12 protein-coding genes are annotated in these 12893 nt (G+C 71.2%); 3 read left to right on the top strand and 9 right to left on the bottom strand.

All coding sequences use genetic code 11. The features are described 5' to 3' along the window. Positions 1 to 109: 109 nt before the first annotated feature. The 4 genes from STROP_RS01590 to STROP_RS01575 all read right to left on the bottom strand — a co-directional run bounded on the left by STROP_RS01590 (position 110) and on the right by STROP_RS01575 (position 3651). Complete coding sequence (locus STROP_RS01590) at positions 110 to 1069, bottom strand: asparaginase (RefSeq protein ID WP_028566668.1); 960 nt, start codon at positions 1067 to 1069, stop codon at positions 110 to 112. Positions 1070 to 1162: 93 nt separating this feature from the next. Further along, on the bottom strand, positions 1163 to 2005 hold the full coding sequence (locus STROP_RS01585; protein ID WP_011904234.1) for a beta-keto acid cleavage family enzyme: 843 nt from the start codon (positions 2003 to 2005) through the stop codon (positions 1163 to 1165). A gap of 111 nt (positions 2006 to 2116) precedes the next feature. Further along, a complete protein-coding gene (ygfZ, locus tag STROP_RS01580) occupies positions 2117 to 3226 on the bottom strand; it encodes a CAF17-like 4Fe-4S cluster assembly/insertion protein YgfZ (RefSeq protein ID WP_011904233.1) in 1110 nt (369 codons plus the stop codon). Then, positions 3223 to 3651, bottom strand: a complete 429-nt coding sequence (locus tag STROP_RS01575) for a Fur family transcriptional regulator (protein WP_026275225.1) — start codon at positions 3649 to 3651, stop codon at positions 3223 to 3225. The genes ygfZ and STROP_RS01575 overlap by 4 nt, the downstream gene beginning before the upstream one ends. A gap of 132 nt (positions 3652 to 3783) precedes the next feature. On the opposite strand from STROP_RS01575, the gene STROP_RS01570 reads away from it, so the two are divergent. Then, positions 3784 to 4650, top strand: a complete 867-nt coding sequence (locus tag STROP_RS01570; protein WP_011904231.1) for an aminotransferase class IV — start codon at positions 3784 to 3786, stop codon at positions 4648 to 4650. A 2-nt stretch (positions 4651 to 4652) separates the two neighbouring features. Here STROP_RS01570 and STROP_RS01565 read toward each other — a convergent pair whose 3' ends face one another. Then, entirely contained in the window at positions 4653 to 5243 is a 591-nt protein-coding gene (locus tag STROP_RS01565) for a nitrobindin family protein (RefSeq protein ID WP_011904230.1), read from the bottom strand. Further along, complete coding sequence (gene mtfM / locus STROP_RS25960) at positions 5240 to 5344, bottom strand: small membrane protein MtfM (RefSeq protein WP_018830942.1); 105 nt, start codon at positions 5342 to 5344, stop codon at positions 5240 to 5242. Before mtfM ends, STROP_RS01565 begins: the two co-directional genes overlap by 4 nt. A gap of 13 nt (positions 5345 to 5357) precedes the next feature. Here mtfM and STROP_RS01560 point away from each other — a divergent pair, with 13 nt between their 5' ends. Continuing rightward, positions 5358 to 5732, top strand: coding sequence for a DsrE family protein (locus STROP_RS01560; RefSeq protein WP_011904229.1), 375 nt, complete (start codon positions 5358 to 5360; stop codon positions 5730 to 5732). Positions 5733 to 5869: 137 nt separating this feature from the next. Here STROP_RS01560 and STROP_RS01555 read toward each other — a convergent pair whose 3' ends face one another. The 3 genes from STROP_RS01555 to STROP_RS01545 all read right to left on the bottom strand — a co-directional run bounded on the left by STROP_RS01555 (position 5870) and on the right by STROP_RS01545 (position 8136). Then, the gene (locus STROP_RS01555) at positions 5870 to 6658 is read right to left on the bottom strand and encodes an MBL fold metallo-hydrolase (protein ID WP_011904228.1); all 789 of its coding nucleotides are present in this window, start codon (positions 6656 to 6658) and stop codon (positions 5870 to 5872) included. A gap of 118 nt (positions 6659 to 6776) precedes the next feature. Next, positions 6777 to 7625, bottom strand: a complete 849-nt coding sequence (locus STROP_RS01550; protein WP_011904227.1) for a hypothetical protein — start codon at positions 7623 to 7625, stop codon at positions 6777 to 6779. Between the two features lie 55 nt (positions 7626 to 7680). After that, positions 7681 to 8136, bottom strand: coding sequence for a winged helix-turn-helix domain-containing protein (locus STROP_RS01545; RefSeq protein ID WP_029125587.1), 456 nt, complete (start codon positions 8134 to 8136; stop codon positions 7681 to 7683). Positions 8137 to 8391: 255 nt separating this feature from the next. On the opposite strand from STROP_RS01545, the gene STROP_RS01540 reads away from it, so the two are divergent. After that, positions 8392 to 12747: a S8 family serine peptidase gene (locus STROP_RS01540; RefSeq protein ID WP_011904225.1), complete on the top strand. Its 4356-nt coding sequence runs from the start codon at positions 8392 to 8394 to the stop codon at positions 12745 to 12747. Positions 12748 to 12893 lie beyond the last annotated feature (146 nt).

Raw genomic sequence — 12893 nt, 5'->3', positions numbered from 1 at the left:
CGCGGTGCTAGCTCCTGCAAGCGAATCGCTAGCCAGAGTTAGCACCCGATATGGCCGCAGCCACGGTGCCGACTGCCCAGCCGCAGCCAGCACCACACGCCCGGACGGGCTACCAGAGCGACCGAACGAGCCCTACCGGCTGCCCCCCGCCAAGGAGCGGGACCTCGGCGAACTCCGCCAACGCCGGTGCGGTCACCCCAAGCCGGCGCAGCGCGGAGACCAGCACCGGCATCCGAGCCCGGCCGGCGCCATCGTCGATCTTCAACGCGACCGCACCGACGCCGGGAACCGCCGCAGCGATGACCCCCTCCACACCAATCTTCGCGAGCAGCCCCGGCACAGCCCGCATCACCCGACTGTCGTCGGCCCGCGTACCGCCGATGATCTCCGGATGAGCCCGCATCGAGTCGGCCACCGCCCGCCCCGGCGAGCCCGGTTCCGCCTGCACGAGCCGCAGATATGCCATCGCAAGACCAGACAACGACACGGCCAGCACCGGTGCGCCGCAGCCGTCGATCCCGATCGCCGTCACCGGCTCATCGGCGAACTCCTCAACCACTGCCCGCAACCGCTCCTGCAACGGGTGCTCGCTGCGCCAGTACCCCTCCACGGGCCAGCCCGCCGCCTGACAGGTCAGCAGCATTCCGCTGTGTTTTCCAGAGCAGTTCATCTGGATCCGGGTCGGACCACCGCCGGCGCGGAGGACCGCCGCCCTCGCCTCCTCATCCGCCGGCAGGTCGGGCGGGCAGTGCAACGCAGACTCGTCGAGCCCGGACCGCGCCAACAACCCACCGACCCGGGCCCGGTGGAAATCCTCCCCCTCGTGGCTGGCCGAGACCAGGGCGAGGTCAGCCGGGTCGGTCAGCCGCAGGCCCGCACGGATCATCCCGACCGTCTGCAACGGCTTGTTCGACGATCGGGGGAAGATCGGCGACGTCACATCCCCCGCCCTCGCCACCGCCGCACCAGTCGCGTCGAGCGCTACCACCGACCCGCGATGCACGCCCTCAACGAAACCCGATCGGACCACCTCAACGAGCGGCACGCCGCCCTCGTACGTCTTTCCCACGGCGTGGACGTTACCGCCCGTCGGGAACGTCCAGCCGACGGGCAACCAGGGGATCGGGAACGCCACGTCAGGGGGCGACCCCCGGTACACCACTTACCGACGGAGGGCGGGCAGGCCGAGCAGTTCACGGGCCTCGGTGGTGGTGAGCGGAAGGCGCTGAGCGAGTTGGGCGAAGGCGACCGCGCGGGCCACGAGCTGCATGTTGGACTCGACCGGCTGACCCTTGGCGTAGGTCACCGTGTCCTCCATGCCCACCCGGAGGTGTCCGCCCGCCGAGAGCGAGGCCAGCAGGACCGGGATCGTGCTACGACCGACGCCGGTCGCCGAGAACGTGGTGCCGGCCGGCAGATCCCGCAGCATCTGCTCGGCGGCGACCAGGGCCGCTGGGGTGCCGGGCATTCCGCCGGGCACGCCCATGACGAAGTCGACGTGCACGTGCCCGCCGGCGGGCAGGCCGTACGTGCCGAGCAGGCGTTGCAGGGCGGTGAGGTGCCCCAGGTCGAAGATCTCGTACTCCGGGACGATGCCCCGCTCCTGCATCCGGGTGTGCAGCTCGACGATGAACTCCCACCGGTTGAGAAAAACGTCGGCACCGAAGTTGACCGTGCCCATCGTGCAGGAGGCCATGTCGGGGGCGGCGTCGAGCACGGCGAGCCGGTCGGCCTCCGGGTCGCTCACCGCGCCACCCGAGGAGAGCTGCACGACCAGATCGGTGCTCTCGCGAAGCGCCGCGACGGTCTCGCGCAGCCGCCCCTGGTCGAGGGTCGGCTGTGCCTCGCCGTCCCGGACGTGTACGTGGACCACGGAGGCACCCAAGGCCTCGCACTCCTTCGCGGTCAGCAGCAGCTCATCGAGGGTGACCGGCAGCGCCGGCACCTCGGCCTTGGCCGACTCCGCCCCGGTCGGGGCAACCGTGATCAACGTCCCTGTCGTCATGCCCGGATCCTAGTCGCCCGGCCCACAACCGTTCGACCGGAAGTCTTCCGGTGCGCCGGCCGAAAGACCCGAACCCTTCCGCTCTCAACAGCTTCCGGAGGAGATCATCCCCTAGCCATCGATCATCGCGGCAGTCTCTCCGACCAGCAGCCGGGCGTCGTCGGGGACGTTGCGCTTGACCACCGCCAGGGCGACCTGGCCCAGCTCGTGGTGGTGCACGGCGGTACCGACGAAGCCGACCGTCCGACCATCCCGAGTCACCGGAGTGCCGGCCGACGGCGGCTGGTCCGTGGTCACCCCGTCCAGGTGCAGGAGGACGAGCCGACGCGGCGGGCGACCCATGTTGTGCACCCGGGCCACCGTCTCCTGCCCCCGGTAGCAGCCCTTCTCCAGGTGTACGGCCGGCCCGACCAGGTCCACCTCCGCCGGAATGCTCCGGTGGTCGGTATCCAGCCCCACCCGAGGCCGGCGAGCGGCCACCCGCACCGCCTCATAGGCCCAGAGCCCGACGACCGGCACATCCGCGCCGCGCAGCTCGGCGACCACCCGGCCCATGCCCTCCCGCGCCACCAGCAGGTCGACGCCGAGCGGGCCACGGCGGGCCCAGCCCCCGATCGGCAACGCACGGACGTCGTACCGCACCGTCGGCCGGGGCGGCACCGAGCCCGCCCGGAACTTCGGGCCGGGCACCTCGAGCAAGTCCGGCTCCGCCAGGTCGGACACGCCGAGCGTCGCCACGGCGTCCACCGCCGCCGGCCCGACCAGCGAGAGCAGGGCGTGGTCCGGCGTCACGTCGCGCGGCTCCACCTTGCTGAAGAAGCGCATCCGCTCCAGATACCCGAGCAGCCCACCGGTGTCGCCCGGCTCGGTGTCCAGCCAGGTCGTACCGCCCTCCTCGGCGACCATCGCGTGCTGCTCGACGTGCCCGTGCGGTGAGAGCACCAGCAACTCGGTGCCCTGCCCATCGGGCAGATCCGCCAGGTGCTGGGTGGTGAGCGTGTGCAACCAACCGAGCCGATCCTCGCCCGGCACCGCGATCACCCCCCGGTGCGAGCGGTCGACCAGGCCGACCCCCGTCTCCAGGGTGCGCTGCTCGCGCAGTGGGTCCCCGTAGTGCGCCGCCACCGACCGGACACCCGCCGCGGCGTGCGCCGGCTCCGGCTGATCCCGGCTGGCCTCGTCGATGCTTTCGACAGAGACCGCCCCGACGATGTCGATCATTCCTGCTCCCCGTTCCCACAGCGATCACAGCGGCCGAAAAGGGAGACATGGCCGATGTCAACCCGGAACCCCCGCTGCGCGGCAAGCTGGTCGGCCAACGGGCGCAGCAGGGCGGGATCGATCTCGTCGATCGCGCCGCACTCCCGGCAGACCAGGTGCACGTGCTGGTCCTCCCCCGCCGCATGGAAGGTCGGCGAGCCGTGCGAGAGATGGGTGTGGGTCACCAGGCCGAGCCGTTCCAGCAGCTCCAGCGTGCGGTAGATGGTAGTGATGTTGACCCCCGCGGCCACCTCCCGGACGGCCGTGTGGACCTGCTCCGGCGTGGCGTGCCCCAGATCCAGCACCGCCTGAAGGACGAGCTGCCGCTGCGCCGTCAAGCGCAGCCCACGGGCCCGGAGTAGTTCCGCGAGGGAGGATTCGGACACCGTCCGATCATAGTTCGCTCGCGCCGAACATCGTTCGCCCGTACTGCCGGCCCGGCTCCGCCGGAACCCGTGTCGGTGGTGCAGCGCCGGACCCACTCGGTACGGCCGGCCCAGGCCCTATGCTCGGCGGCCATGACGACGGCACGGATCGCGGTGCTCGGGCGTGGCCGGGTGCCGGTCACGGAGCCGGTGCTACGCGGCGACGACCTGGGCGTCCTGCACGGCGACGGACTCTTCGAAACGATGCACCTACGGGCGGGCCGGCCCTGGCTGCGGGAGGCACACCTGGAACGGATGACCCGGGCGGCGCCGGCTTTGGACCTCACCCTGCCCCCGACCGGCGCTCTGGTCGGGTTGCTCGACGAGATCTGCGTCGGCTGGCCCAGCGAGGTCGAGGGGGCGCTGCGGCTGGTCTGCACCCGAGGCGTGGCGGACGGCGCAGCCCCGACCGCGTACGCCACGCTGGCCCCGGTGCCCCCGTCGGCTCGGGCGGCGCGCCGGGACGGAATCACCGTGGCGACGTTGCCACTGGGCGTACCGGCCCGCGGCCGCGCCGGCCTGGACTGGCTGCCCACCGCCAGCAAGACCACGTCGTACGCGGTGCACAACGCCGCCCGCCGGTGGGCGTCCCGCAGTGGCGTCAACGACGCGCTCTGGACCTCCACCGACGGGTTCGTCCTGGAGGGGCCGACCGCCAACGTCCTGTGGCTCACCGGCGGAGCGCTCCGCACGGTGCCCGCCGCGGCGGGCATCCTGCCCGGCACCACCGTCGCCTGGCTGCTGGCCAACGCCGAAGAGGTGGGGCTGACCGCACACGAGCAGCTGGCGACCCCGGCCGAGCTACACGCAGCGGACGCTGTCTGGTTCAGCTCGTCGGTCCGAGGCCTGGTCGAGGTTCGCGTCCTCGACGGCATCGACCGACCGCGGTCGGCCTACACCCGGCGGTTGCAGGCCCTGCTCGGCTTCCCCGTCCCGCCCGACGACGACCAACCGGACTGACCTCAGCCGCCCACCCGAATCAGCCGGGCGGACAGGTGCGGGGTGAGGCCGTGGCCGACCGCGGCCATCTCCTGCGCGTAGAGCAGGGCGCCCTCCACGATGCCGAAGAGGCGGTGACCGGCGGTCACCTCCTTCGCGGTGGGAGTGCGGACCACCGCGTCGGTGGCGAACTCGAGCTGGGTGCCGGTGCGCTTGCCGAGGTGCAGCTCCATCACACCCGTGGGGGTGCTCATCAGCGCTTCCCACTCGTTGGTCGCCCGGTCACCGTCGAGCACCGGCCGCCACCAACCCATCTCCCGTCCGGCCGGACGGATCGGGCGGCTCTGCTCGTCCAGCAGCCACGCACGCGACTCGTAGCAGAGGAACGGACGGCCGTCGTGGCTAATCCGGATCTCCTGCGCGAAGTCAAAATCCTCGATGGTGGGGTAGCCACCCCGACCCCGACCCCGCCACACCCCGATGTACGGCAGCAGGCCGTCCAGAGTGGGGTGCAGTTTGGGTCCGGTACGCAGGTCGTGGCTCTCCTCGTAGGGGTACGAATCCACCGGAGGCGCGTTCAGCCACGGCGGCTGAAGCGGATTCTCGTCGCTCACTCATGCCCTCTCGATATGCGTACCGCTAGATAGACCAGGCCACCGGCGAGCGCGCCCAGGCCTGCGACCAGCAAACTCACGAACCCTATCTCGGTGACCATCGGCGACTATCCTATGCTGGCACCCGTGGGCCGAACCCTCGTCGTCAAGGTCACCGCCGGCGCAGATGCCCCGGAGCGGTGCGCCCAGGCGTTCACCATCGCCGCCACCGCAGCCGCCGCCGGAGTTGATGTCTCGCTCTGGCTGACCGGGGAGGCGACCTGGTTCGCGCTACCCGGCCGGGCGCAGGAGTTCGAGCTGCCGCACGCGGCCCCGCTGGGAGAGCTGCTACACGTCATTCTGACGACGGGCCGGTTGACCGCCTGCACGCAGTGCGCGGCCCGCCGGGACATCGGGCCCGGCGACGTGCTGCCGGGCATCCGGATCGCCGGTTCGGCGGTCTTCCTTGAGGAGATCATGGCCGAGGAGGCCCGAGCGCTCGTCTACTAGCGCTCCACGCCGCCTCCTGCCGCATGACGTTGTCCTTCTGCGGCCGACGTTCCGAGGTTCGTCGGACGACCACAACCGGGATCAGGCAGACGGTGGTCAGCACGACGGGCCGCTGCGAAAGCGGTAGCGCCGTCGACTCATCGGGGGGTGACGACTCGGTCAACCGGATGGGTGGCACCGGGGGCGGCGTGGTCGATGGGACCGTCGAACCGGGTCGAGGCACGCGTCACTGCCTGCTGCGGGGTGAGGAACCGCCCAATGTGTGTGACGATCAAGCGTCTCGCCTCGGCCAACCGAGCAGTGTCACCGGCATCCTCCGGCGTGTGGTGAACCTGTTCCCCCGCGCTCGGAGCCTGCGCGCTCTCGGCCTCACACAGCAGCACATCGCAACCCCTGGCCAGACTCGTCAGGCCAGGACAGGGGGCCGTGTCTCCGGAGTACACCAACGACCGGCCCGCATTGTCGACACGCAGAGCGAAAGCGGGGATACCGTGCGCCACCGCCTGGCTGGTCAACGTCAGCGCGCCGACCTCCACCCGATGCCCGTCGTGTAGCTCCTCGACGGCGAAGGCAGATTCGATCGGGCTGCGGGTCGCGGTGTTGGTCAGGAAGTGCGCCAATCGGTCGGCGATGCCGGGCGGGCCGTACAGCGGGATCGGAGCCGCGAGCTGGATATCGGCGTACAGCGCCCCGTAGTAGGCGGTCAGGAGGTCGGCGCTGTGGTCAGCGTGCAGGTGCGAGATCCAGATGGCGTCCAGTTCGTCCAACCGGACATGTCGTTGCAGCTGAGCCAGCGTCCCACTGCCCGCATCCACCCACACCCGGGCGCCCCCACCCGTCACCAGGTAGCCGGAACAAGGATTGTCCACACTCGGATACGGCGTTGCACAACCCAGAACCGTGAACTGAAGATCTTCGCTGGTCATCCGCGCAGGTTAGAGGGCTCAGCCGACGCATATTGACGCTATCTCACATCGTGGTGAGGGTGCGTGACGCCGCCCACGGCGACTGACCGAGGACGCGGACCGGGCGGAAACGCCGTCGTCAGTCGACGCACCCGGTCGAGAACGCCAGATGCAGTTGGTCGCCGGTGGCGTCGGCGACGACCAGGCCAGAGCCGCGCCGGTAGGCGTACGCCTCGGGTGTGTCGATCACGACGGCGCCGGCTGCCAACGGGGCCAGTGCGCTCAACGACGCCGGCCCGGCGCCGGCAGCCACCCGCTGGGTCCACGCCTTCGCACCCCCGGGGCAGGATGCCACGACCTCGTCCGAACGCTCGGGAACGGGGCGGCCCAACGCCTGCAACGCGGCACGCAGCGCCGGTTCGGGCGGGCTCTCGGGCAGCAGACCGGCGAATTCGACGTCGGTCGGGCGGCAGCCGGTCAGCACCGTGAACCGGACCCGACCAGGACTCGTCGACTCCCCCTCAACCAGGACAAACTCGCCGGCGTCCGCGCGCAGCAGCGGGCCGTCCGCGGCGACCCGGACACCGGCTCGCCAGCGTTCCGGCAGCGAGTCGGCGACCTTGCCGAGCAGGTCACGCTCACCACCTTCGGCGACCAGGACGTCGATCCCTCGAATCAGTTCGGTGCCCGCGCTGAACGGTGTGACCCGGCAGCCCTGCTCGACCCGGGACGGGGTCATCGCCCACGCCGTGCCGTCGAGCGCGGCGACGAGCCGGCCGACCGCATCGTCGACCACCGGCACCGCCTGCCCGATCGTGCGCTGTTCCTGCACCGTCGGCTCATCGGTGCGGGCCGACCACCAGGCCAGCCCGGCCAGCAGCACCGCCCAGGCCAGCGTGCCCGCGAGCAGCCAGCGCCGGGCCCGCGACCGGGGCGGCGGGCGATCAGGGCCGGAGGGTGGGGCGTACCCCGGATGGACGGCGCTCACCGGGCCATCGTGTCATGGCCGAACCGGGCGTCGGCGGCCGCCGGGGAGCGCCACCTCACCCGCCCGAGTCGTCGGAGCCCAGGACAAGCCGGTAGCCGACCCCGCGCACCGTCAGCACCCGTGGGCCACCGGAGAGCAGGCGCAGTTTGCGCCGGAGCCGCTTGATCGCCGAGTGCAGGATCGCGGTGTCGCCGAGGTAGGCGCCGCCCCAGACCGCGGCGAAGAGTCGCTCGTAGCTCCAGAGCCGGACCGGCGGGGTCACCAACCGGGTCAACAGCCTCCGTTCGGTCCGGGTCAGCGCCAGCGGGCGGCCTCGCCAGGTGACCAGATGTCCCGGCGGGTCAACCACCAACTCGCCATAGCTGACCGGGGTCTCCGGTGGGCCGGCGCCCCGGTCCTGCCCGGAAGGAGGCTCGGGAAAGAGCATCACCCGCAGCTCCGCAAGATCAGCACAACTCAGCACCGGCCCCACTCCGTCGAGCCGACGCAGCACACGCTCGCGCACGGCCATGTCGGGGCTCACACAGACCACGATCGGACCTTTCGCCTCAGACACGCTGCCTCCCCAGGCACCCGCGTTGACGTGACGGGCATCACTCCGCCGAGGGGACCTCCGGCGGGGCACCGAGTCAGCGTACGGCCAGAAACGCGCCCAGTCACTGATCGAATACTGATCGAGACAATGTATTGATCAGCGTCGGTATTCCCACGAACATGGCTGGCGCGGGCTCGGAACAGCCCGGACCCGTGGACGTGGGGAGGACACGTGTTCGTACGACCATCCGCGCGGTCACGCCTGGGGCGTCTGGCCGTCGCGTTCGGGGCGCTGGCGCTGGGGTTGAGCGCCCAGCCCGCGCTCGCCGCGTCGCCGCCCGGCGCATCGGAACGGGCAACTGTCGCGCCCGAGCTGCTGGACAGCAGCGACAGCACCAGCTTCATGGTCTACCTGCGGGAAACCGCACCGCTCGCCAGCACCGCGAACCTACCGGCGCCCGATGACCGGGCCCGCGCAGTCCACCAACTCCTGACGAACACGGCCGACCGCACCCAACGAGGCCTGCGGCAGCTGCTCGACGCAGAGAGGGCGGAGCACACTCCGTACTGGATCGCCAACGCCATCCAGGTCCACGGAGACCGGGCCCTGATCGACGAGATCGCGAGCCGACCCGAGGTCGAGCGGATCGAGCCGATCCGCAGTCGCCCGCTGATCGAGCCGACGCCAGCCGAGGCCGAGGCCCGTATCGACGCCGTCGAGTGGGGCATCGCCGAGATCGGCGCCCCCCAGGTGTGGGACGAGTTCGGCGACCGCGGCGAAGGCATCGTGGTAGCCAACATCGATACCGGCGTGCAGCACGACCACCCCGCCCTCGTCAGCGCCTACCGGGGCAACCTCGGCGGCGGCAGCTTCGACCACGCCTACAACTGGTTCGACCCGACGGGCATCTGCTCCGACTCGGAGCCCTGCGACAACAACGACCACGGCACGCACACGATGGGCACGATCGTCGGCGACGACGGGGGCGACAACCAGATCGGCGTCGCACCGGGTGCCCGGTGGATAGCGGCGAAGGGCTGCGAGTTCACCACCTGCTCGGACCCCTCGCTGCTCGGCGCCGGCCAGTGGATCCTGGCCCCGACCGACGTGAACGGGGAGAACCCCCGCCCTGACCTGCGCCCCGACATCGTCAACAACTCGTGGGGCGGCGGCGGCGGTGACCCCTGGTACCAGCAGACCGTCGATGCCTGGCGCGCCGCCGGGATCCTTCCGGTCTTCTCCAACGGCAACAGCGGCCCGAGCTGCGGCACCGCCGGCTCCCCGGGGGACTACCCGAACTCGTACGCCGTCGGGGCGTACGGGTCGAACGGCGCCATCGCCGGCTTCTCCAGCCGTGGCTCCGGCAACGAGCTGATCAAGCCGAACATCGCCGCACCTGGGGTGGCGGTGCGATCCAGCGTCCCCGGCGGCGGGTATGCCGCGTTCAACGGCACCTCGATGGCGGCCCCACACGTCGCCGGCACGGCAGCGCTGATCTGGTCGATCGCGCCCAGCCTCCGCGGGGACCTACCGGCCACCGAGGCGCTGCTGGACCGCACCGCCCGCGACGTTGACGACACCACCTGCGGCGGGACCGCGGAGGACAACAACGTCTTCGGCGAAGGGCGGCTCGACGCGTACGCGGCGGTCAACGAGGCCCCGCGCGGCCCGGTCGGCCGAATCTCCGGCACGGTTACCTCGACCGACGGCGGCGACCCGATCGTCGGGGCGACCATCGACGACGGCACCCGCAGCGTCACCACCGGCACCGACGGCCGGTACGCGCTGACCGTACCGGCTGGCGAGACCACGGTGGAGGTCACCGCGTACGGCTACGAGTCGCAGTCGGACACCCTCACCGTGGACGAGGGCGGGGCGGTGACCCGAGACTTCGCGCTCGTCGCCAGCCCGGTGGTCACGGTTGGCGGTCAGGTCACCGACGACTCCGGGCACGGCTGGCCGCTGTACGCCCAGGTCGACATCGCCGGCAGGCCGGGCGAGCCGGTCTTCACCGACCCGGTGACCGGAGAGTGGTCGGCCACCGTGGCCGGCGACAACACCTACTCGATCACCGCCACTCCGCAGTACCCGGGCTACCACACGGTGACTCGTGAGGTACCGGTCGACGGCGACGACGCCACCGTCGACATGGCCATTCCGGTCGAGGCATCCTGCACGGCGGCCGGCTACACCGCCGCCTACGGTGACCCCCTGCTGACCGAGGACTTCTCCGGCACCACCGCACCGGAAGGCTGGTCGGTGGTCAACCGCACCGAAGAGGGCGGTTGGGTCTTCGAGGACCTCGGCCAACGGGGCAACCTGACCGGCGGCAGCGGCGGGTTCGCGATCATCGACAGCGACGAACTCGGCCCCGGCAACAGCCAGGACACCGACCTGGTGAGCCCGTCGGTGGACTTCTCCGAGACCGCCGCACCGGTGCTGCGATTCCGCAGTGACTGGCGGGCACTCGGCACCAGCGACAGTGCCGACATCGACGTCTCCACCGACGGGGGCGAGACCTGGACCAACGTCTGGCACCAGACCGACAGCCTGCGTGGGCCGCGGGTCGAGGAGGTGCCCTTGACGGGGGCGGGCGGCGCGCCGGAGGCCCAGGTACGGTTCCGCTTCGCTGGCTCCTTCGCCTGGTGGTGGCAGGTTGACGACGTCGCCCTGCTCAACCGGTCGTGCAACCCGGCACCCGGTGGCCTGCTGGTCGGCACGACCAGCGACCAGAACACCGGCGACCCGCTCAACGGCGTCACCGTGACCAGTGTGGGTCAGCCCGAAGACCAGGCGGTCTCGGCCGGTACGCCGGACGACCCAGCGGAGTCGGACGGCTTCTACTGGCTCTTCTCCAGCCTCACCGGCACCCACCCGTTCACCGCGACGCGGACGCCGTACCCACCGGCCACCGAGGACGTGACGATCGTCGCCGACGAGGTACGCCGGGCCGACATCGCGCTCGCCGCCGGCGAGCTCACGGTCAGCCCGACCGAGGTGGAGTCACACCAGCCGTACGGCAGCACCCGGAGCACCCGGGTGACGGTGAAGAACACCGGCACCGCCCCGGCCACCGTCGAGGTGTTGGAGCGGGGCGGCCAGTTCGAGCTGTTGGGCCAGCCCGGCGCCCCGCTGCGCGAGGTCACGGTGAAGGGCATCAGTACGGCGCAAACCGGGACCACGTACGGTGACGCGCCAGCGGACGCCGGCCCGTCGGCGGACGACTCCTGGACCCGAGTCGCGGACCTGCCGACGGCGGTCTTCGACAACACCGCCACCTCGCTGGACGGAAAGGTGTACTCGATCGGCGGCGGCACCGGCTCCGGAACGGAGACCAAGGCCTGGGTCTATGACCCGGACGCCGACTCCTGGACCGAGTTGCCCGAGCTACCCAGTGCCCGGGCGAAGCCGGGCGTCGCGGCGATCGGCGGCAAGATCTACGTGACCGGCGGGTGGGGCGCGGACGGCAACCCCGTCGCCACCGTGGACGTCTACGACCCGACCAGCGAGACCTGGAGCACCCTGGACGGAGTGACCAGCCCCGCGCCGGCCGCCGCCGCCGGGACCGCCGTCGCCGGAGGCAAGATCTACCTGGTCGGCGGCTGCGCCGACTCAGCCTGTACCGCGACCGACGAGACGGTGGTGTTCGACCCGCAGGCCGGGGCCTTCACCACCGCCGCGTCCTACCCGTACCCGGTCTCCTGGATGAGCTGCGGTGGCATCGGGGCCAAGGTGTACTGCGCCGGCGGCTCGGGGGGCAGCACCTACGGCTACCAGTACGACCCGGCAACCGACACCTGGGATCCGATCCCGGACATGCCGCTGGATCTGTGGGGCTCGGCGCACACCACGGCGGGCGGGATGCTCGTGCTGGCGGGCGGCGTCACCGATAACTCCAACTCGCTGACCAACGAGACGGTCGGCTACGACCCGGCGTCCGGAAGCTGGCAGGACCTGCCGAACGTCGAGTTCACCCGGTACCGGGGGGCCGCGGCGTGTGGGGCCTACCGGCTCGGCGGCTCACCCGCCCCGTTCGTCGGGTCGGCGGAGAGCGAGCGGCTCGGCGGGCTGGAGTCGTGCGGCGATGCGGCGGAGCTTCCGTGGCTGAGCACCTCGCCATCCAGCTTCACGTTGGAGCCGGGCGAGTCCCGCAAGGTGAAGGTGACTCTCACGGCCACCGCTGAGGCCGGGGTCGACCAGCCCGGGCAGTACACCGGCGAACTGACGTTCGCGGCCGACGTGCCGTCCTCGGTCCCGCCGGTCACGGTGGAGATGAACGTGTCCCCGCCGAGCAACTGGGGCAAGCTCCAGGGCACGGTTACCGGAGTGACCTGTGGTGGGGAGACGGTCGGCGTACCAGCCACGGTACGGGTGAACGCGGCCGGCAGCGGCGCCGGCTACACCCTGACGGCGGACGCCTCCGGCGCGTACGTGTGGTGGCTGCCCAAGGGCCGCTACGACGTGATCGTCGCCAAGGACGGTTGGGTGCCAGAGATTGACCGCACCCGGGTCAAGGCAGGGTTCGTCGGGACCCTCGACTTCAGCCTGGAACCCTCGTCGGACTGCACGAGAGCAAGCGGCATCTGAGTAAGTCGGTGGCCGGTGACCCGAACGGGTCACCGGCCACCGACTCCGACGGGCTAGCGTGAACTGGCCAACGACCGGCGCCCCACCCCTTCCGGGTGGGGCGCCCTCGTGCTCTCACTGCAGGGCAGTCGCTACTTCCCGCCACA

The organism is Salinispora tropica CNB-440, from assembly GCF_000016425.1.
GTDB classification, from domain to species: domain Bacteria; phylum Actinomycetota; class Actinomycetes; order Mycobacteriales; family Micromonosporaceae; genus Micromonospora; species Micromonospora tropica.
The sequence above is the reverse complement of the archived record's forward strand: the minus strand, read 5'-3'. Positions and strand labels throughout refer to the sequence as shown.